This is a genomic window from Paracoccus alkenifer (assembly GCF_900108405.1).
GTDB lineage: Bacteria > Pseudomonadota > Alphaproteobacteria > Rhodobacterales > Rhodobacteraceae > Paracoccus > Paracoccus alkenifer.
In genome coordinates this window covers 71,957-91,758 of sequence record NZ_FNXG01000004.1, presented here as the reverse complement: position 1 = coordinate 91,758, position 19,802 = coordinate 71,957, and the positions used below count along the sequence as shown (strand labels likewise).

The window sequence follows — 19,802 nt, the reverse complement described above, 5'->3', positions numbered from 1 at the left end:
GATGGGGCAAAGCCCGCGGCTTGGCAAGGCTTGGCGGCAAAGGCCGCGGGGCATCATCCGCCGGGCGGGGGGCAGGTGGTTGCTGTCCAGCCCTGATCCCGGTGGCAGTCCGGGCAGGGCAGGTCCGGGCGCGCGGACCGGCCCGCCCGTCGTGCGCCGCAGTTCGTGCAGCATATTTCGGCTTTGGCGCCGGGCTGCGGCGCGGCCGGTGTTTCCACCTCAAGCGGGGGCACGATCGCAAGGCCCGGGATCGCTTGCGCACGCCGGAATACCGACAGGCCGCCGCTTGCTTCCAGATAGGCGGATTCGATCTCGCCCAGATTCGAGATGCCCCGCATCCGCAGCATCGACTTGATTTCCAGCGGGCTGAGGTCGCGCTGGGCCAGTGCCTCGCACAGGATGCGGCTGTCCGAGACCACCGTGATGGTGCGCCCGTCGATCAGTCGCTTGGCGACGTCCGAACGCTCGATCAGCGTGTCGAGCAGCTTGTTCAGCCCCACGATCAGCGTGATGACCAGCATCGCGTGAAACAGCGGCACCTCGGGGTAAAACGTCGCATCGCCCACCGCGGAACCCAGCGCGATGACCAGCAGCAGGTCCACCATCGACAGCTGCGCCACCGAGCGCCCGCCGATCCAGCGGATCAGCGTCAGCGTGTAGCCGTAGACCAGCGCCGTGCGAAAGATGATCTCGGCGTAAAACAGCGCGGGATGATCGCCCAGGAACATCCGTTGCAGGTCAAAGGCGACGATCGGGTCGGCCATGGCGTCATCTCGGACAAATACGGGCAGATGTCCGGGCGACATTGGGGCAGGGCGCGGGCGCCGGCAAGCAGGGTTGCGTGGGCGGGGGGCTAGCTGTCGGCCAGATGCCCTCGGAATGCGGCGAAGATCGCGTCATAGACCTCGCGCTTGAAGGGGACGATGCGGTCGCGGATCTCGGCCGCGGTCATCCACGCCCATGCGTCGAATTCAGGGTGGTCGGTGGTGATGTCGATCTGCGCGTCCGAGCCGTTGAAGCGGACCAGGAACCATTTCTGCACCTGACCGCCGTAGCGCCCGCCCCAGATCCGGCCCAGCAGTTCCGGCGGCAGGTCATAGCGCAGCCAGCCGGGCGCCTCGGCCACGATCTCGCACAGCTCGGGGGGGATGCCGGTTTCCTCGTGCAGTTCGCGCAGGGCGGCGGCGCGGGGATCTTCGCCCGCGTCCAGGCCGCCTTGCGGCATCTGCCAGGCGTCCGAGGGGTTGTCGATGCGGTGGCCGGCAAAGACCCTGCCCTCGGCGTTGATCAGCACCACCCCGGCGCAGGGGCGATAGGGCAGGCCGCCGGGGCCGGGGGGCAGGTCGTGGGGCGAGGCGCTGTTCATCGGCGGCTTATTCCTTGGCGGGGGTGTCGTCGCCGGGGCGGTCCACCGGGCGGTTGCCGTTGTCGGTCGTGCCTTCGCGCGCATCGTTTGTCGTGCCGTCGCGGGCGTCCTCGCTGGTCGCGTCCTTGCCGGTGGCGGCGGGGGTTGCGGCTGCGGCCAGGTCGCGGCTGGAGAAATCCACCGCCGCCAGCCCCTTGAGGATGTCGACCGCATAGGCCAACTGGTAATCCTCTTGCCGCAGCTCGGCGGTCTGTTCGGCCTGCCGCGCCTCTTCCTCGATCTGGCGGCGTTCCTCGTCGCTGATGGAATCGTTGTTCAGCGCGCCCCGCAGGTCGCTTTCCGAGGTCGAGAATCTGGACGCGCTGCGGGGGGATTTCTGTTCGTCGTCCTCGGCCGGGCGGGCGGGCGGCTGCTGCACGATGATGTCGGGGTTGATCCCCAGCGACTGGATCGAGCGCCCCGAGGGCGTGTAATACCGCGCCGTGGTCAGCCGGATGGCGCTGTCCGAGGTCACCGGCATCACCGTCTGGACCGAGCCCTTGCCAAAGGATTTGGTGCCCACCACGATTGCGCGGCGGTGGTCCTGCAAGGCGCCGGTCACGATTTCCGAGGCGCTGGCCGAGCCGCCGTTGATCAGCACCACCATCGGCTTGCCCTGCGCCAGATCGCCCGGCTCGGCGTTCCAGCGCCCGCTTTCCTCGGGCTTGCGGCCGCGGGTGGACACGATCTCGCCCTTGTCGAGGAAAGCGTCGCTGACCCGGACCGCCTGATCCAGCAGCCCGCCGGGGTTGTTGCGCAGGTCCAGCACGAAACCGGTCACCGCGTCGATGCCGCCGGCTTCTTCGACCGCCTTGTCCAGTTCGGATTTCAGCGTGTCATAGGTTTCGTCGTTGAAGGTGGCGACGCGCAGCACCACGGCGTGGCCCTCGATCCTTGTGCGCACCACGGTCAGCTTGATGGTTTCGCGGGTCATCTTGACGTCGAAAGGCTCGGTCTCGCCCTCGCGCAGGATGGTGACGGTGACTTCGGACCCGACCGGGCCGCGCATCTTGTCCACCGCCTCGTCCAGCGACAGCCCCATCACCGATTCGCCGTTCACATGCGAGATGAAGTCGCCCGGCTGGATCCCGGCCGCGTCCGCGGGGGTGCCGTCCATGGGCGAGATCACCTTGACCAGCCCGTCTTCCTGCCCGACCTCGATCCCCAGCCCGCCAAAGCTGCCGCGGGTCTGGGTCTGCATGTCCTGATAGTCATTGGCCGACAGGAACGAGGAATGCGGGTCGAGCGAGGTCAGCATCCCGTTGATCGCGGCCTCGATCAGGGTCTTGGCGTCCACGTCCTCGACGTAATCCTGCCGCACCCGCTCGAACACGTTGCCGAACAGGTCGAGCTGTTCGTAGATCGAGGCGTTCCGTTCGGATTCCTGCGCGATCAGCGGCGCGGCCAGCTGGGTCGTCACCAGAATGCCGGCCAGCGCCCCGCCGATCCCGGCCATCAGATATTGCTTCATTCCGTCGTCCTGACCTGCTCTGCCTGTGCCCCGCCGTCCGGCGTATCCCCGCCGTGGCTCATGACCGGATTCATCACGAACCAGTCGGCGGGGTCCAGTGTTTCCTTGCCCTTGCGCAGCTCGATATACAGTTTCTGCGCGTTTTCCGGGCTGTTTCCGCCGGCTGCGGCCTCGACAAAGGCGGCGCCGAATTCGGCCGCGGGGCCTTCCTGACCGCCCATCAGCCCCATGGGTTCCCCGGCGATCAGCACATCGCCGGTCTCTCCGAACAGCTCGGCCAGACCGGCGGCGACCAGCAGATAGCCCCGCGACGGCTCGACGATCATCACATTGCCGTAATCAAGCAGCGGGCCGCGGTAGCGGATGGTCGCGGGCCAGGGCGTCGTGACCAGCGCGCCCGGCTGGGTGGCGATGGTCAGCCCCGGGCGGCGGATGCCGTTTTCGCCCTCGTCGTTATAGCCGTGCAGCACGCGGCCCAGTGCCGGCAGCGGCAGGCTGCCCTGTGCGGCCTCGAAATCGGCCATGGGCGCGCCGATGTCCTTTTCCATCGCCACGATCCCGTCGGCGAACCCGTCCAGCGTATCGGCCGAGGCCAGCAGCGCGGTCAGTTCCTTGGGATCTTCGCCAAAGCGCACCGGCATGGACGAGCGGTCGGTGACGGCCGAGGCCAGCAGCTGCCGCGCCTCTTGCACGTCGGCCAGCCCCCGCGCCAGCGAATCGGCGGCGGCCTGTTCGATGCGGCGCACGGTGGCGATTTCATCAAGCGAGGCGCCCAGCCGGTCGGCCTCGGCCTGTAGCGCCGGGGCGACGGCGGACAGGATCATCCCCGATTGCGCGGTGCTGGTGGCGCCGGCCGGGTGCAGCAGCAGCAGGGTTTCGGGCGATTGCTGCATCGCCACCATCACGCCGACGATGCGGGCAAGGTCTTCGCGCTGCGCTTCGAAATCCTCGCGCAGCTGCGATTCGCGCAGGGCGGCGCGGCGCAGGCTGTCGCGCAGCGCGGCCTGCCCCTGCTCATAGGCGCGGATGACCTCGGTCAGGGCGATCACCTGGTCGTCGGCGGTCAGCGCCTGGTCCAGCTGGCCGATCGCCTCGCGCAGCGATTGCGCGGCGGCGGCGGCGGCGCGGCCGGCGGCCTCGGCGGGGGTTTCTGCCTCGGCAATGTCGGGTTCGTCGCCGGTGATGGTGGTGACGGCGCCCAGCCCGTTTTCCGACACCAGCGTCTGCGCCAGTCCCGCGCCGGGCGGCGCAAGCCAGCCGGCAGCAAAAGCCGTCAGCGCGACGGCGGCAAGAGGGGACGGCGGGCGGATCACGGGACCAGCAGGCTGCGGCCGGTCATCTGGGGCGGCTGGTCCAGCCCCATCAGCGCCAGCACCGTCGGCGCCACATCGGCCAGCCGCCCGCCGGCGCGCAGGGACGCCCCCGCGGGCCCACCCCGGACGATCACCGGCACCGGGTTGGTAGTGTGGGCGGTGTGCGGCCCGCCGGTGGCGGGATCCACCATGGTTTCGCAGTTGCCGTGATCGGCGATGATCACCGCCGCGCCGCCCGCGCGATCCAGCGCCGCCAGCATCGCGCCAAGGCCGCGGTCCACCGCCTCGCAGGCGCGCACCGCGGCGGGCAGGCTGCCGGTGTGGCCCACCATGTCGGGGTTGGCATAATTCACCACAATCAGGTCGTAGCCCTCGCCGATGGCCTGCACCAGCCGGTCGGTCACCTCGGCCGCCGCCATTTCCGGCGCCAGATCATAGGTCGCGACCTTGGGGCTTGAGGGCATGAAACGGTCCTCGCCCACCTCGGGGGCCTCTTTCCCGCCGTTGAGGAAGAAGGTGACATGAGGGTATTTCTCGGTCTCGGCCAGCCGGAACTGCCGCAGCCCCTTGGCGGCGACCCAGGCGCCCAGCGTGTTCGGCACCTGCCGCTTGGGATAGGCGGCGGTCATGTATTCGTCGTGCCGGGCGGAATAATCCACCATCCCCAGCACCGCCGCCCATTCCGGCCGCAGGCCCACGTCGAATGCGTCGAAACCCGGCTGTGCCACGGCGGCCATGATCTCGCGCGCGCGGTCGGCGCGGAAATTGAGGCAGAAGAACCCGTCCCCGTCCGCCGCGCCCCCATAGCCCGGCAACACGGTGGGCTGGATGAACTCGTCGGTCTCGCCCCGCGCATAGGCGGCGGTGACGGCATGGGGGGCATCCTCGGCCGCCAGCCCGTGCCCGCGCACGATGGCGTCATAGGCGCGCTGCACCCTTTCCCAGCGGTTGTCGCGATCCATGGCGAAATAGCGCCCGCAGACGCTGCCGATGGTCACGCCCTCGGGCAGGTTGCCGGCCAGTTCCGTCACGAACCCCAGCGCCGATTGCGGCGGCACGTCGCGGCCGTCGGTGATGGCGTGCAAAACCACCTTTACCCCCTGCTGCGCCACCGCCCGGCAGGCGGCAACCACATGGGCGATGTGGCCGTGAACCCCGCCGTCCGACACCACGCCCATCAGATGCGCCGTGCCCCCGGATGCCCGCAGCCGCGCGATCAGATCGCCGATGCCGGGGTTCTGGAAAAAACTGCCGTCCTCGATCGCCAGATCGATCTGGCCAAGGTCCATCGCCACCACCCGGCCCGCGCCGATATTGGTGTGCCCGACCTCGGAATTGCCCATCTGCCCCGAGGGCAGCCCCACATCCGGCCCATAGGTGATCAGCGTCGCGTGCGGGCATTCCGCCAGCAGCCGGTCCATGTTCGGCGTCTGCGCCTGAGCGGGGGCGCTGAACTCGGGGCGGTCGGAAATCCCCCAGCCATCAAGGATGCAAAGGACAACGGGACGGGGAAAGCGCATGGATGGCCTCTCGCAGCGGATCGGTGCCGGGTTTCTACGGGGCCGGCCCCGCCTCGGCAAGGCGCGACCGCGTGAGCATGGCGCCACCCCGCGCCCGCTCTGTCTTTGGTGTGGAAATATCCCGGGGGGCGCCCGGCACGGGCGTGGGGGCAGCGCCCCCGGCTGCGGCCCTGCCGGTGCGTGACCTTGGCCCGACGATAGCGTAGAGCGGCGGTGACACCACGAACTGCGGGCTATCCCAATGCCGTCACCTTCTTTAACTGTGGAAATCAAGCTGATCGACCCCCGGCTGCGCGACTGGGGCCTGCCGGCCTATCAGACCCCGATGGCGGCGGCGCTGGACCTGTTCGCCTGTATCGACGCCGATCTGGTGCTGGACCCCGGCGCGCCGGCGCAGCTGATCCCCTCGGGGTTTGCGCTGCACATGGCGGATGCGCATCTGGCGGCGCTGGTGCTGCCGCGGTCGGGGCTGGGGCACCGCAAGGGGCTGGTGCTGGGCAATGCCGTCGGGTTGATCGACGCCGATTTTACCGACCAGCTGCTGATCAGCGCCTGGAACCGCAACCCTCCCGGCGGCCCCTCGATCACCATCCAGCCCGGAGAGCGTATCGCCCAGCTGATGTTCGTCCCCGTCCTGCGCCCGCAACTGACCGAGGTCACCGCGTTTTCCCGCCCCAGCGAGCGGCAGGGCGGCTTCGGCTCGACCGGGGGCTAGGGCGGTGGCGTGGGCGCTGGTGCTGGTCGGGGTGGCGCTGGTCGTGGGCTGGCGCTTTGGCGCGGGCGTGCTGGCCACGGTGCTGGCGGGGGTCTGGATCGCCGGCGTGGCCGGGCTGTGGCAACGCCATGCGGACGGGCGGGCGCTGCTGGCGTCGGACCTGTGGGTGCCCGCGGTGGGGGCCGCGGCGCTGGTGCTGGGCTATATGGCGCTGCTGCGCCGGTTGCGGCGGCGTTCCGCCCCCGTGGCGGGCGAGGGGCAGGGGCTGGTCGCCCCGCGCCCCGCGTCGGCGACCACTGCCCCGGACGGGTGGAAAGATGGCCGCTGCACGTTGCTGACCCAGCCCGAGTCCGAGGCCGCGCCCGCCACGGTCGCTGCCCCTGCAACCACTACCCCCGCCGACCCCCATTCCCCGCTGTCGGATGACGAGCTCGACCGCTACGCCCGCCACATCGTCCTGCGCGAACTTGGCGGGCGCGGGCAGCGGCGGCTGCGGCACTCGCGGGTGCTGGTCGTGGGCGCGGGGGCGCTTGGGTCGCCGGTGCTGCTGTATCTGGCCGCGGCCGGGGTGGGGCGGATTACCGTCGCGGACGATGACACCGTGGGGCTGTCCAACCTGCAACGGCAGGTGATCTTTGCCACCGCCGATCTTGGCCGCCCCAAGGTTCACGCCGCGGCCGAGGCGCTGGCCCGGCTAAACCCGCATGTCGGCGTGACGCCGCAGCCCCGCCGCATCCGCGACGACGACGCGGCGCTGGTCGGCGCGCATGATCTGGTGATCGACGGCACCGACAGCTTTGAATCGCGCCGCGCGATAAATGCGGCCTGCGTGGCGGCGGGGGTGCCGCTGCTGTCCGGTTCCATCGCGCAATGGGAAGGACAGGTCGCGCTGTATGATCCCGCCCGCGGCGGCCCCTGCCTGAACTGTCTGTTCCCGCAGCCGCCCGCGCCCGGGCTTGCGCTGTCCTGCGCCGAGGCCGGGGTGGTCGGGGCGCTGCCCGGCGTGATCGGCAGCACGCTCGCGCTAGAGGCGATCAAACAGCTTGCAGGCATCCCCGACAGCGGGCTGGGCGCGGGGATGCGCGGGCAGATGCTGATTCTCGACGGGCTGTGGGGAGAGACGCGCCGCATCGCCACCTCTGCCCGCCCCGGCTGCGAGATCTGCGGCGGCAAGGGCGCCTGAGCGCCCGCTAACCCTCGCAGCTGCCAGCGAAATTCCCTGATTTTCCCGATAGTGCAAATTTAATTGCTTTTACCCCCAATTTGCGCAAATCTTTTTGCATGGCAGGGTGGTGCGCCGCCCGCCGACAGGGAGGAAGTCATATGAAAAAGCTGTTCGCGCTGGCGGCTGCCGCTGGCCTTGCCATGGGCATCGGGGCTGTTCAGGCCAAGGATCTGGTCGTCGCCACCGACACCGCATTCGTGCCCTTCGAGTTCAAAGAGGGCGACAAATACGTCGGCTTCGACATCGACCTGTGGGACATCATCGCGCAGGACATCGGGGCGTCCTATGAGCTGCGCCCGATGGATTTCGCCGGCATCATCCCGGCGTTGCAGACCGGTCAGGTCGATGTGGCGCTGGCCGGCATCACCATCAACGACGAACGCCGCAAGGCCATCGACTTTTCCGACGGCTATTATGACAGCGGCCTGCTGCTGATGGTGCCCTCTGACAGCGACATCACCGGCATGGGTGATCTGGCGGGCAAGAAACTGTCGGTCAAGACCGGCACCTCGTCCTCGGACTATGCCGAGGAAAACTTCAAGGACACGGAACTGCGCAAGTTCCCCAACATCGACAACGCCTATCTTGAGGTCCGCACCGGCGGCGTCGATGCCGCCATGCACGACACTCCGAACGTGCTTTACTATATCGCCACCGCCGGAAACGGTCAGGTCAAGGCGGTGGGCGAGCCGGTGATGGCGCATGAATACGGCATCGCGTTTCCCAAGGGCAGCGAGCTGGTGGACAGCGTGAACGCGGCGCTGGCCAAGATGAAAGAGGACGGCCGCTACGACGCGATCTACGAAAAGTGGTTCGGCACCAAGCCGGCCAGCTGATCGCGCAGGGCGGGGGCGGCGCGCCCGCCCCCAAGGCCCGCCCTCAATGTTCGTCCTGTGCCGTCCTGAACGGAGGTTCCCTTGGAAATCGACTGGTCCGTCATTCCCGGCTTTCTGCCGCAGCTTGCCGCCGGCGCTCGCGTCACCATCCTGATCGCACTGGCGGGGCTGGTGGGCGGCACCATCCTTGGCCTGATCGCCGGGTTGATGCGCGCCTATGGCGGGCGTGTGCTGAACGCCATCGCATTCATCTATATCGAGCTGATCCGCGGCACCCCCATCGTGGTGCAGGTGATGTTCCTGTATTTCGCCATGCCGGTGCTGACCGGGCTGCGGGTGGACCCGATGACCGCGGCCATCCTGGCAATCGTGGTCAACGCGGGCGCCTATATCGCCGAAATCGTGCGCGGCGCGTTCCTGTCGATCCCGCGCGGCCTGACCGAGGCCGGGCTGGCCATGGGCCTGCCGCAGTGGAAGGTGCTGACCCATATCGTCGGGCCGCTGGCCTTTCGCCGCCTGATCCCGCCCTTGGGCAACCAGTTCATCGTCAGCCTGAAAGATACCTCGCTGTTCATCGTGATCGGGGTGGGCGAGCTGACCCGGACGGGGCAGGAAATCATGGCCTCGAACTTTCGCGCGGTGGAAATCTGGACAGCGGTCGCCGTGATCTACCTGATCCTGACCGGCACGCTGACCGCCATCCTTCGGCTGATCGAAAACCGCATGAGGATCCTGTGAGCATCATCGAGTTTCACCAGACCTCCAAGCACTTCGGCGATCTCAAGGTGCTGGATGAGGTCGATCTGTCGATCGAGCAGGGCGAAGTCGTGGTGCTGATCGGCCCCTCGGGGTCGGGCAAATCCACGCTCTTGCGCTGCATCAACGGGCTGGAACAGATCACCGGCGGCGATCTGATCGTGGACGGGATTTCCGTGCGCGAAGGGGGCCGCCAGCTGCGCCGGATCCGGCAAGAGGCCGGGATGGTGTTCCAGCAGTTCAACCTGTTCCCGCAGATGACCGCGTTGCAGAATGTGGCCTTTGGCCCGCGCAAGGTCCGCGGCCTTGGCCGGGCCGAGGCCGAGGCGCAGGCGCTGGAACTGCTGGACAAGGTCGGGCTGAAGGAACGCGCCCATCATGTGCCCTCGGCCCTGTCAGGCGGCCAGCAGCAGCGCGTGGCCATCGCCCGCGCGCTGGCGGTGCGGCCCAAGGTGATGCTGTTTGACGAACCGACCAGCGCGCTGGACCCGGAACTCAAGCAAGAGGTGCTGACCGTCATGCGCCAGCTTGCGCAAGAGGGCATGACCATGGTCGTGGTCACGCATGAGATGGGCTTTGCCCGGCAGGTCGGCACAAGGCTGATCTTTATGGAACACGGCAAGATCTCGGTCGATGGCAACCCGGTCGAGGTCATCACCAACCCGCCCAGCGACCGACTCAAGGATTTTCTGCAACATGTCGAATGAGTTGCCCGAACTGGGCTGGCACACCCTGTCCGGCCCCGCCCACGACATCGGGCTGGCGCTGGGACGCGCGGGGCGCGATGCGGTGCAGCGGCACCTGCCGGGGCATGCGCTGTGGCGGGAACTGGTCTCGGACCGCCATGCCGCGCGGGTGGCGCGGATGGCGCAGGCGACCCGCGCCCGTTTCCCCGCAATCTGGGCGGAAATCGAGGGGCTGGCTGCGGGGCTGGGCCTGCCGGTCGAACAGGTGTTCGCGTGGAACTGCCGGGGCGATCTGCTGGCCTCGGTCCCCGACGGCTGCACCACGGTGCTGGTCCCGGGCGACACCCCCACGCTGGCCCATAACGAGGACGGGCTGCCGTTCTTTCGCGGCGCCTGTTTCATAGCCAATGTCGCGCCGCAGGGTCAGCCGGGGTTTCGCAGCTTCTGCTATCCCGGCTCGATCCCCGGTCATACATTCGCCTTTACCGACGCCGGGCTGGTGCAGACGGTCAACAACATCCGCCTGACCGGGGTCGAGGCCGAGATTCCCCGCATGGTGCTGGGCCGGGCGGTGCTGGCGGCCGCAACGCTGGCCGAGGCGCTGGCGATCCTGCGCGATGCGCCCTCGGGCGGGTTCCATTTCGGGCTGATGCAGCGGGGCGATGGCCGCATCCTGTCGGTGGAATACGGCGGCGGCGAGTGTTCGGTGCAGGACGTCACCGCGCCCGCGCTGCACGCCAACCACGCGCTGCACCTGCCGCGCGGGCTGGCCGGTCAGATCGTGACCGATTCCTCGGGCGACCGGCAGGCATGGGGCGACCGGCTGGTGGCCGAGGGCCGCGCGCCGCTGGAGATCCTGCGCGACCGATCCGGCCCCGGCCTGCCGATCCGGCGCGACGAGCCGGATGACCCGGACGAAGAAAACACCCTTGGCACCGCCGTCTTTACCCTGACCGGCGCGGGCCTTGACTGGAGCATCCATGACCGCGCAGCCGGCCCCCCACGCTATAGCGGCACCGCCTGAAACACTGGCAGAGCTGCGCGCGCTGGCGCTGGCCGAGGCGCCGGGCGACGGGCTGGGCGTGCGGGCGCGGGCGACGCTGGCGCGGATCCTCGATCTGGGGGGCGATCCGGCGCTGCTGTCGATCACCCGGCTGGCGGAACGGCTGTCGGTCAGCCCCTCGACCCTGACCCGGCTGGCGCGCGCGCTGGGCTATCCGGGGTTTCCGGCGCTACAAAAGGTGCTGCTGTCGGCCTCGCTGCCCGGGACGGGGGCGTTCTATTCGCAGCGCGCCCGCGCCGCGCTGGAAGGGGGCGGCTCGCTGACCGCAGGGGCCGCGCGGCTGTGCCGGGAAAATCAGGACAACATCGGCCGCTTTGCCGATACGCTGGACGAGGCCGCGCTGGCCGCGGCGGTCGGGCTGATCGTGTCGGCGCCGCGCATCGCGGTGCATGGCATCCGCCAGTTCCACGCGGTGGCCTCGTTTCTGGTCTATGGCTTGCGGATGATCCGGGCGGATGTGTCGCTGCTGGACAACAGCGGGCTGGGCGTGGCCGAGGGGCTGGCGCTGCTGGGGCCGGACGGGCTGCTGATCTCGACCAGCTGCGCGCCCTATTCGGCGCAGGTGGTTGCGGTGGCGGCCGAGGCGCGGCGGATGGGGCTGGCGACGATTGCGCTGACCGACCGGGCGGCATCGCCGCTGGCCAAGGGCGCGCGGGCGGCGCTGCTGGTCCCGCACGAGACCAGCTTTCTGTCGAACAGCATCGGCGGCTTTATCGTGGCGGTGGAATGTCTGGTCAACGCCTGCGCCGCCGCCAGCCCCGACACCGCCCGCCATGCGCTGCACCAGCGCGACCTGATGATTGCGCGGCTGGGGATCGAGCAGCCCTGAGGCCCGGCGTTACGACCCCGACAGCCCCGCCGGCGCGCCGCAGAACCCGCCCACCGGCGCCGCACCCGACCCCAGCGCCAGCATCGCGGGCGCGTTGTAGGGGTTGGGGGGCGAGGCGCGCAGGTCCAGCGCCAGCATCGCAGCCAGCAGCGCGCAGGCGGCGAACATGATGTGACGGCGGGTCATCGCTTGCCCTCCATCCCGGCCCAGGGCCGCAGCCGCAATCCAAGCGCCGACCCGGCAAAGGCCGCCGCGAACCACACCCAGCCGTGCAGGCTGCCGGTGGCGATGCCGGAATACAGCGCGCCGACGTTGCAGCCGAATGCAAGCCGCGAGGAATAACCCAGCACCAGCCCCGACAGCGCCGCCGCCACCCAGCCCCGCAAGGGCAGGCGCGGGGCAGGCTGGTCCAGCGACCCGGCGCGGTGGCTGGCGATCCAGGCGGCGCCAAGGATCATCCCGATATTCGTCAACGAGGTATAATCGGTCAGGATGCTGCCCTTGAGCGTCGCGGCATTGATCGGCGCCGCCCAGAAACCGGAACCCGATAAATCCGCCCCCAGCGCCACCGCGCCCTTGGCCGCCCACAGCCCCAGCCCATAGACCACGCCCCAGGGCTGTCCCGCCACGACCAGATTGCCGATGGCCAGACCCGCCAGCAGCACCGCCGCCAGCAGGTGATGGCGCTGGATGCGCCGCGTGCCGGGCGCGGCCAGCGCCACCACCAGCACCGCCACCGCCGCCAGCGCCGCCAGCGTCAGCCCCAGCCCGGCGCCGCCCGACAGCACGATAGGCGGCAGCGCGCCCAATTCCGTCCACCAGTTCAGGTGGATACTGCCCAGCAGGCTGCCCACGCAGAACAGCGGCAGCGCCACCAGCGCCACGGCGTTGCCGGAACCCGCATTCACCAGCGTCCCCGAGCCGCAGCCCAGCACGATCTGCATTGCCGCGCCAAAGACAAAGGCGCCGCCGATCATCGCCCAGCCGATGCGGCCCTGCGCGCCGATCAACTCATCCGGATAGGTCGCCAGCAGCGGCAGCGCCACCGCCGCCACCAGCGCGATGGACAAAAGCTGCGCCAGGATGCCGCCGGGATCGCGGCGCTCGATCATCGCGCGCCACGGCCCGGCAAAGCCAAAGCGCAGCCCTTCGAGCACAAGGCCAAAGCCCAGCCCCAGCGCCAGCACCAGCCCGAAGCGGGCGCCCGCAAACAGCGCGGTTCCGGCCAGCCCGGCCACCAGCAGCAGGGTCAGCGGCAGGGCGCCCAGCCGGCGCCGCGCCTCGGTTGCAGGAATTGCGACGGTGCTGCTCATCTCAGCCTCCGAAGATCTGGCGGGTCAGGTTGCCCAGCAGCGTGGGGGTGTTCTGCATCGGCTGCCGCGCCTGCGACCATTCCACCATCGAGCCGGGGTAAAGCTTGACGTCCTCGATCCCGGCCAGCTCGGACAGCGCGAACCACTCGGTCGCGGCCCAGTGGCCGGTGTTGCAAAACGCCACGACCTCGCGCCCCGGCGCGGCGTCCAGCCCCAGCGCCTGCCGCAGCGGGCCTGCGTCCAGATCCGCCGCGATCACCGGGCCGCCGTTGGGAAAGAACCGCCCATGCGGCAGGTTGGCCGCGCCGGGCAGGGTGCCGGGCTTGACCGCCAGATCATGCTTGCTGCGCCCGGCAAAGAAATCCTCTGGGCGGCTGTCGACCAGCACCGCGTCGCGGCTGCCTGCGACCGTCGCCGCCACGGCATCGGCCGAGGCAAGCCAGCGGTCCGAAAAGCTCAGTTCCAGATCCGAGGCCAGCAGGTTGTTGGTGGTGGTCTCGACCGGGAAACCCGCGGCCGACCACGCCTGCGTGCCGCCGTTCAGGATCGCCAGATCGGTGAAGCCGGTGGATTTCAGCGTCCAGTAGACGCGGGCGGCGGCGCCGAAATCGGTGTCGCTGCGGCCCTCGGGGACGATCACGATGGGCTGGTCCTGTTCCAGCCCGAACTGCTCGAACGCCGCTTCCAGCTTGGCCACGTCGGGCACGGCGCCGGGGTTGTCCGAGGGGCCGCGAAACGTCGCGTAGGGGGTCCAGATCGCCCCGGGGACATGGCCGTCCTCATAGCCGGTGTCGCGGATGTCGATGATGATCGGCTGTTCCTGCGTCTGCGCGGCCAGCGCCGAAGGGGTCAGCAGCGGCCCCGCGCCCGCGACGCCTGCCGCGCCGCCCAGAACAACAACCGCCGCTGCGGCGAAAATGATGCGGGTCATCGGTGCCTCCTTGCCGTTTCCCGCGATCTAGGACCGCCCCGGCCCTGGGGCCAGAGCGGCGGGCGGCTGGGGCCGCGGCCCGTCCCGGCAGGTTTTCCGGCCCCCGCCCGGCGCTGCGGCCGCCATTCCGGGGATTGCTGCAAGGGGGGTGAAACCGTCCCGGCAAAATCCCGCGGTCGCGATGATATTTCTTATTTGAGGCAAAGCGCCCTGCGGCTGCGCGAGGGTGGCCTTGTAACCCTGCCCAAGCCGGACCAATCTCGGTGCGGGCGGGGATTCGGGGCATGATGCGGAATTTTGAACGCTACACGATCTTTGCGCTGATCCTGCTGGGCACGGTGCTGGCGCTGGTGGGGGCGGTGCTGTTCAGCCCGTGGTGGTGGCTGGCCGTCGCCCTGCTGCTGCCGCTGGCGGTTCTTGGCGTCCGCGACCTGATCCAGACCCGCCACGCCATCCTGCGCAACTATCCGGTGATCGGCCATATCCGCTTTCTGGCGGAAAATTTCCGCCCCGAGATCCGGCAATACATGTTCGAGGGCGATCAGGACGAATTGCCCTTCAGCCGGCAGGCCCGCGCGCTGGTCTATCAGCGCGCCAAGGGGGTCGAGGACAAGCGCCCCTTTGGCACCATCGAGAATGTCTATGGCTCGGGCTATTCCTGGCTGACCCATTCGGCCACGCCCGTCCATAACGCCGATTCCGATTTCCGCGTGACCATCGGCGGCAGCGCCTGCCGCCAGCCCTATAGCACCAGTCTTTACAACATCTCGGCCATGAGCTTCGGCGCGCTGTCGGGCAATGCCATCCTCGCGCTGAACCGGGGTGCGAAAAAGGCAGGATTTGCGCAGGACACCGGCGAAGGCGGGATCAGCCGCTATCACCGGCAGGGCGGCGGCGACCTGATCTTTCAGATCGCCTCGGGGTATTTCGGCTGCCGCAACCCGGACGGCAGCTTCTCGCGCGAACGCTTTGTGCAGCTGTCGGCCGATCCGCAGATCAAGATGATCGAGATCAAGCTGAGCCAGGGCGCCAAGCCCGGCCACGGGGGGATGCTGCCCGCGTCCAAGATCTCGGCCGAGATCGCCGAGGCGCGCGGCATCCCGATGGGCGAGGACTGTATCTCTCCGCCCGCGCACAGCACGTTTTCAACGCCCGTCGGGCTGATGGAGTTCGTGGGCGAGCTGCGCGAGCTGTCGCAGGGCAAGCCGGTCGGCTTCAAGCTGTGCATCGGGCATCGGCGCGAATTTCTAAGCATGATCAAGGCGATGCTGAAAACCGGCATCCTGCCGGATTTCATCGTGATCGACGGGGCCGAGGGCGGCACCGGCGCCGCCCCGGTCGAGTTCGCCAACCGCGTGGGGATGCCGATGCTCGAAGGGCTGACCTTTGTGCATAACGCGCTGCGCGGGGCGGGGCTGCGCCACGAGATCCATCTGGGCGCGGCGGGCAAGATCATCTCGGCCTATGACATTGCCCGCGCGCTGGCGCTGGGCGCGGACTGGTGCAATTCCGGCCGCGGCTTCATGTTCGCGATCGGCTGCATTCAGGCGCAGGCGTGCCACACCAACAAATGCCCGGTCGGCATCGCCACGCAAGACCCCGTGCGCCAGCGCGCGCTGGATGTGGGCGACAAAAGCGACCGGGTGGCGCGGTTCCACCGCAACACCATGCACGCGCTGGGCGAGATCGCGGGGGCGGCGGGGCTGACGGACCCCAGCGATTTCATGCCCTATCACTTCATGTTCCGGCAAAGCACCGGGTTCCGGGACGGCAACGAGGTCTATCCCTATCTGCCGCGCGGTTTCCTGCTGGCGGATGAAGAAATCCCGGGGCTTGAGGACTGGTATGACCGCTGGGAACGCGCCACGCCCGACAGCTTCGCGCCCCCCGAAATTCCGTTCGGCCCGTTCGCCTCGCGCCGCAGACGGGGGGTCTAGCCGCCGGCGCGGCTGCGGGCCGCGGCCTCGGCCGCGCGAAAGCCCGCGTCGATCAGCAGCGCCAGCGTCGCGATCACTGCGCCGCCCTGCACGACAAAGGCGGTGTTCGACGACAGCAGCCCGGCGATGATGACCTCGCCCAGCGTATGGGCGGCGACGGTGGAACCGATGGCCGCTGTGGACAGCGCGATCACCGCCGACAGCCGCACCCCCGACAGGATCACCGGCAGCGCCAGCGGCAGCTCGACCCGCCACAGGCGCTGTGCGGGGGTCATGCCCATGCCGCGCGCGGCCTCGACCACCTGCGGCGGCAGCGTGGTCAGACCGGCAAGGGTGTTTTCAAAGATCGGCAGCAGCCCGTATAGAAACAGCGCCAGCAGTGTCGGCCAGTCGCCGAACCCCAGCACCGGCACCGCCAGCGCCAGCACCGCCACAGGCGGAAGCGTCTGCCCGACCGCAGTCACCATTCGCGCCAGCGGCAGGAAATCGCGCCCCGAATCGCGGGTGACCAGCACCCCCAGCCCGACCGCGATCACCGCCGAGGCCGCAACCGCCCCCGCCACCAGCGCCAGATGCGAAACCGTCAGCGACCACAGGCTGGTCTGGGTATAGATCGCGGGCGCGCCGCGCCGGGTCAGCGGCTCCAGCAGCGGCGCGAAGCTGTCGGGCGAGATCAGGAACGCCGCCAGCAGCAGCGCCGCCGCGGCCAGTGCCACCCGGCCGGTCATCGCGGCACCGCGCCGGCCGCCGCGCGCCGCAGCGCCGCCAGCGTCACCACGCCGCCGCCCTTGACGGGCAGGGCGTCTCGCCCGCTCCACAGGCATTGCGCCAGCGCGTCGCGCAGCGAGGTGTCGGGCGTGATCGGCGGTCCCTCGGCGTGGCCGGGCTGCGCCAGATCTGCGACCTGCGACAGCGACAGCAGGTGGAACGGCCGCGCAGTTTCCCCCGCCAGCGCCTGCACCAGCGGTGACGCGGGCCGGGTCAGGATCTCGCGCGCAGGCGCGCATTGCAGCAGCCTGCCGTGGTCCATCACCGCGATGCGATGGGCCAGAAACATCGCCTCGGTCATGTCGTGGGTGACAAGCAGCAGCGTGGTGCCCAGCTCGCGCTGGATGCGGCGCAGGTCTTGCTGTGCCTGCGCCCGGATCACCGGGTCGAGCGCGCCAAAGGGTTCGTCCATCAGCAGCAGTTCCGGCCGGGCGGCGAGCGCCCGGGCGACCCCGACGCGCTGCTGCTGGCCGCCCGACAGCTCTTGCGGGCGGCGATTGCGGAACTCGGCCGGGGGCAGCTGGAACAGGTCCAGCAGCTCGTCCACCCGCGCCTCGATGCGGGCGCGGTCCCAGCCCAGCAGCCGGGGCACGGTGGCGATGTTCTGCGCCACGCTGCGATGCGGGAACAGCCCGTGCCCCTGAATCGCATAGCCGATCCGCCGCCGCAGCTGGTGGGGCGGCAGGGTGGCGGTGTCGGTGCCGCCGATGCGCACCCGGCCGGAACTCGGCTCGATCAGTCGGTTGATCATCCGCAACAACGTGGTCTTGCCCGACCCCGAGGTGCCGACCAGCGCCACGATCTCGCCCTGCTGGACGGTCAGCGACACGTCGTCGACGACGGCGCGGGGGCCATAGCGGCGGGTCAGATGCTCGATCTCGATCATGCGGGGGCGGTCCTTTCCAGCGGCGCGGGGCCGGCCTGCGCGGTCAGCAGCCCCAGTGCCACGCCGGCGACCAGCGCCAAGGCGATGGTCGGCAGCGCCCCCAGCAGCACCAGATCCATCGCGGTCTGGTTCAGCCCCTGAAACACGAATGCGCCAAAACCGCCGCCGCCGATCAGCCCGGCGATCACCGTCAGCCCGATGTTCTGCACCAGCACGATGCGCACCGCTGCCAGCACCACTGGCAGCGCCAGCGGCAGTTCCACCCGCCACAGGCGCTGCGCGCGGGTCATGCCCAGCCCGGCGGCGGCCTCGGCCACCGGCTGGGGGACCGAGGCCAGCCCCACCGCCATGTTCGACACCACCGGCAGCAGCGAATACAGAAACAGCGCCACCAGCGCCGGAAAGGCGCCGATGCCCGCGACACCCGCCGCCGCCGCGCCCGGCACATTCGCCGCGATCCAGCCAAACAGCGGGATCATGATGCCGAACATCGCCAGCGAGGGCACGGTCTGCACCGCGTTCAGCGCCCCCAGCACCGCGCCCCGCAGCCTCGGCGCCTGATGGACCAGCACCCCCAGCGGCAGGCCCAAAGCCAGCGCCAGCCCCAGCGAGCCAAAGGCCAGCAGCAGATGCCGCCCGGCCTCGCGCCAGAACACATCGTGCCGCGACTGGTATTCCCGCATTACCGAGATGTCGCCCAGCACGCCCGAGGACAGGATCGCCGCCCCCGCTAGCACCGTGCCCAGCAGCAAGCCCCAGCGCCACGCCAGCGGCGGTGCCAGCCGTGCCAGCGCATCGGCGGCGGCCAGCGCGAACGCCAGCAGCAGCAGCCAGAACCCCGCGGCGGGCGACACCCGCGCCAGTGGCGCATCGGGCGCGATCAGCGCCGCCCCCGCCCAGCCGAGCGCCAGCACCGACAGCAGCGCGCCCGGCCACGCCAGCGCCAGCCCTGCGCGTGCGGGCAGCCGGGCGGGCAGCAGCGCCAGCAGCGCGGCGGCCAGCAGCAAGGCCAGCGCCCAACCCGGCCACCCCAGCGCCGCGGGCAGCGACAGCGGCTCGCCCGGGACGATGCGGTTGGGGCGCAGCTGCACCAGCGGCAGCGCCAGCCCCGCCAGCCCGATCAGGGCGAACAGCGCCCCCTGCCGGCTGATCCGCGGGGCCGCTTTCACCGAAACGCCGTCACTCGATCAGCCCTTGCCGGGTCAGCCAGTCCTGCGCGACGGCGCCCGCCGGCTCGCCCCCGACCTGGATGCGGGCGTTGAGTTCCTGAAGGGTCTCAAGATCGAGCTGCCGAAAGATCGGGTCCAGCACCTCGGGGATCTGCGGATATTCCGCCAGCACCTCGGCGCGGACCAGCGGCGCGGGCTGGTAATAGGGCTGCACCGACTTGTCGTCCTCCATCACCACCAGCCCCGCCGGCTCGATGCCGCCGTCGGTGCCATAGACCATGGCCGCATTCACCCCGGAGGTCTGCTGCGCCGCCGCCGCGATGGTCGCGGCCGTGTCGCCGCCGGCCAGCTGCACCAGCTGCTCAGACGCCAGCGCGAAGCCATAGGCCGACTGGAACGCCGGCAGCGCCGCGGGCGAGGTCACGAATTCGGTCGAGGCCGCCAGCTTGACTGCGCCGCCCCCCGCCACATAGCGGCCGAAATCGGACATGCTGGCCAGCCCCTTGGCTAGGGCCAGGTCGCGGCGCAGCGCGATGGCCCAGGTGTTGTTGGCGGGCGCGGGCTCAAGCCAGATGATGCCCTGCGGCGCGTCCAGTTCCGCCGCGCGGGCGCGCGATTGCGCCGCGTCCTTCCAGACCGGGCTGTCGGCTTCGTTGTGGAAAAACGCGGCGTTGCCGGTGTATTCGGGGTAAAGGTCGATCTGACCCGAGGCGATGGCGTCGCGCACGATCGGCGTGCCCCCCAGTTGCAGGCGGTTTTCGACCGGCAGCCCGGCGTTCTGCAACGCCAGCAGGATGACGTTGCCAAGCAGCGCGCCCTCGGTGTCGATCTTGGACGACAGCACGATGTCGCGCGCCGCTGCGGGGGCGGCCAGCCCGGTCAGCACGGCCAGCGTGATTGCGGTGATCCTGCGCATGGGTAATCCTTTTGTCGGGTCCGGGTCAGTATGGGGCAGAGCGGGCGGCACGGAAACCTTGTC

20 protein-coding genes are annotated in these 19,802 nt (G+C 69.7%); 8 read left to right on the top strand and 12 right to left on the bottom strand.

All coding sequences use genetic code 11. The features are described from left to right. Nucleotides 1-53 precede the first annotated feature (53 nt). From BLW83_RS10895 to gpmI, 5 genes are all read right to left on the bottom strand, one after another. Entirely contained in the window at nucleotides 54-764 is a 711-nt protein-coding gene (locus BLW83_RS10895; protein ID WP_177172552.1) for a DUF421 domain-containing protein, read from the bottom strand. 89 nt (nucleotides 765-853) lie between these two features. Then, a complete protein-coding gene (locus BLW83_RS10890) occupies nucleotides 854-1,366 on the bottom strand; it encodes an RNA pyrophosphohydrolase (protein ID WP_090848260.1) in 513 nt (170 codons plus the stop codon). Nucleotides 1,367-1,373: 7 nt separating this feature from the next. Continuing rightward, a complete protein-coding gene (locus BLW83_RS10885) occupies nucleotides 1,374-2,876 on the bottom strand; it encodes a S41 family peptidase (protein ID WP_090848259.1) in 1,503 nt (500 codons plus the stop codon). Beyond that, nucleotides 2,873-4,189 (bottom strand): murein hydrolase activator EnvC family protein, encoded by a 1,317-nt coding sequence (locus BLW83_RS10880; protein ID WP_177172551.1) that lies wholly within the window; start codon nucleotides 4,187-4,189, stop codon nucleotides 2,873-2,875. The genes BLW83_RS10885 and BLW83_RS10880 overlap by 4 nt, the downstream gene beginning before the upstream one ends. Then, nucleotides 4,186-5,709, bottom strand: coding sequence for a 2,3-bisphosphoglycerate-independent phosphoglycerate mutase (gpmI, locus tag BLW83_RS10875; protein WP_090848258.1), 1,524 nt, complete (start codon nucleotides 5,707-5,709; stop codon nucleotides 4,186-4,188). The genes BLW83_RS10880 and gpmI overlap by 4 nt, the downstream gene beginning before the upstream one ends. A gap of 241 nt (nucleotides 5,710-5,950) precedes the next feature. On the opposite strand from gpmI, the gene dut reads away from it, so the two are divergent. The 7 genes from dut (at nucleotide 5,951) to BLW83_RS10840 (ending at nucleotide 11,819) form a co-directional block, all read left to right on the top strand. Next, the gene (gene dut, locus BLW83_RS10870; RefSeq protein WP_090848257.1) at nucleotides 5,951-6,424 is read left to right on the top strand and encodes a dUTP diphosphatase; all 474 of its coding nucleotides are present in this window, start codon (nucleotides 5,951-5,953) and stop codon (nucleotides 6,422-6,424) included. A 4-nt stretch (nucleotides 6,425-6,428) separates the two neighbouring features. Further along, nucleotides 6,429-7,607: a HesA/MoeB/ThiF family protein gene (locus BLW83_RS10865; RefSeq protein ID WP_245728810.1), complete on the top strand. Its 1,179-nt coding sequence runs from the start codon at nucleotides 6,429-6,431 to the stop codon at nucleotides 7,605-7,607. A gap of 140 nt (nucleotides 7,608-7,747) precedes the next feature. After that, entirely contained in the window at nucleotides 7,748-8,485 is a 738-nt protein-coding gene (glnH, locus tag BLW83_RS10860; RefSeq protein WP_090848256.1) for a glutamine ABC transporter substrate-binding protein GlnH, read from the top strand. Between the two features lie 81 nt (nucleotides 8,486-8,566). Continuing rightward, nucleotides 8,567-9,223 (top strand): glutamine ABC transporter permease GlnP, encoded by a 657-nt coding sequence (gene glnP / locus BLW83_RS10855; protein WP_090848255.1) that lies wholly within the window; start codon nucleotides 8,567-8,569, stop codon nucleotides 9,221-9,223. Continuing rightward, entirely contained in the window at nucleotides 9,220-9,948 is a 729-nt protein-coding gene (gene glnQ, locus BLW83_RS10850) for a glutamine ABC transporter ATP-binding protein GlnQ (protein WP_090848254.1), read from the top strand. The genes glnP and glnQ overlap by 4 nt, the downstream gene beginning before the upstream one ends. Next, on the top strand, nucleotides 9,938-10,951 hold the full coding sequence (locus BLW83_RS10845) for a C45 family autoproteolytic acyltransferase/hydrolase (RefSeq protein WP_177172550.1): 1,014 nt from the start codon (nucleotides 9,938-9,940) through the stop codon (nucleotides 10,949-10,951). The genes glnQ and BLW83_RS10845 overlap by 11 nt, the downstream gene beginning before the upstream one ends. Next, a complete protein-coding gene (locus tag BLW83_RS10840; RefSeq protein WP_090848252.1) occupies nucleotides 10,908-11,819 on the top strand; it encodes a MurR/RpiR family transcriptional regulator in 912 nt (303 codons plus the stop codon). The genes BLW83_RS10845 and BLW83_RS10840 overlap by 44 nt, the downstream gene beginning before the upstream one ends. A 9-nt stretch (nucleotides 11,820-11,828) precedes the next feature. Here the strand turns inward: BLW83_RS10840 and BLW83_RS15735 are convergent, their stop codons facing one another. From BLW83_RS15735 to BLW83_RS10830, 3 genes are read right to left on the bottom strand one after another with little or no spacing between them, the layout of a single operon-like run. Beyond that, nucleotides 11,829-12,005 carry a hypothetical protein gene (locus BLW83_RS15735; RefSeq protein ID WP_177172549.1) on the bottom strand — a complete coding sequence of 59 codons (177 nt, stop codon included), beginning with the start codon at nucleotides 12,003-12,005 and terminating at the stop codon, nucleotides 11,829-11,831. Continuing rightward, nucleotides 12,002-13,132 (bottom strand): YeeE/YedE thiosulfate transporter family protein, encoded by a 1,131-nt coding sequence (locus tag BLW83_RS10835; RefSeq protein WP_090848251.1) that lies wholly within the window; start codon nucleotides 13,130-13,132, stop codon nucleotides 12,002-12,004. Before BLW83_RS10835 ends, BLW83_RS15735 begins: the two co-directional genes overlap by 4 nt. Nucleotide 13,133: 1 nt before the next feature. Further along, nucleotides 13,134-14,063 carry a sulfurtransferase gene (locus BLW83_RS10830; RefSeq protein WP_090848250.1) on the bottom strand — a complete coding sequence of 310 codons (930 nt, stop codon included), beginning with the start codon at nucleotides 14,061-14,063 and terminating at the stop codon, nucleotides 13,134-13,136. Between the two features lie 284 nt (nucleotides 14,064-14,347). Here BLW83_RS10830 and BLW83_RS10825 point away from each other — a divergent pair, with 284 nt between their 5' ends. After that, a complete protein-coding gene (locus BLW83_RS10825; RefSeq protein WP_090848249.1) occupies nucleotides 14,348-16,000 on the top strand; it encodes an FMN-binding glutamate synthase family protein in 1,653 nt (550 codons plus the stop codon). Here BLW83_RS10825 and BLW83_RS10820 read toward each other — a convergent pair. From BLW83_RS10820 to osmF, 4 genes are read right to left on the bottom strand one after another with little or no spacing between them, the layout of a single operon-like run. After that, nucleotides 15,997-16,728: an ABC transporter permease gene (locus BLW83_RS10820; RefSeq protein WP_090848248.1), complete on the bottom strand. Its 732-nt coding sequence runs from the start codon at nucleotides 16,726-16,728 to the stop codon at nucleotides 15,997-15,999. The two genes, BLW83_RS10825 and BLW83_RS10820, sit on opposite strands and share 4 nt — an antisense overlap. After that, nucleotides 16,725-17,654 (bottom strand): ABC transporter ATP-binding protein, encoded by a 930-nt coding sequence (locus tag BLW83_RS10815; protein ID WP_090848247.1) that lies wholly within the window; start codon nucleotides 17,652-17,654, stop codon nucleotides 16,725-16,727. Before BLW83_RS10815 ends, BLW83_RS10820 begins: the two co-directional genes overlap by 4 nt. Continuing rightward, nucleotides 17,651-18,823, bottom strand: a complete 1,173-nt coding sequence (locus BLW83_RS10810; RefSeq protein ID WP_245728809.1) for an ABC transporter permease — start codon at nucleotides 18,821-18,823, stop codon at nucleotides 17,651-17,653. The genes BLW83_RS10815 and BLW83_RS10810 overlap by 4 nt, the downstream gene beginning before the upstream one ends. Nucleotides 18,824-18,833: 10 nt before the next feature. Further along, a complete protein-coding gene (gene osmF, locus BLW83_RS10805; protein ID WP_090848246.1) occupies nucleotides 18,834-19,739 on the bottom strand; it encodes a glycine betaine ABC transporter substrate-binding protein OsmF in 906 nt (301 codons plus the stop codon). Nucleotides 19,740-19,802: the final 63 nt, after the last annotated feature.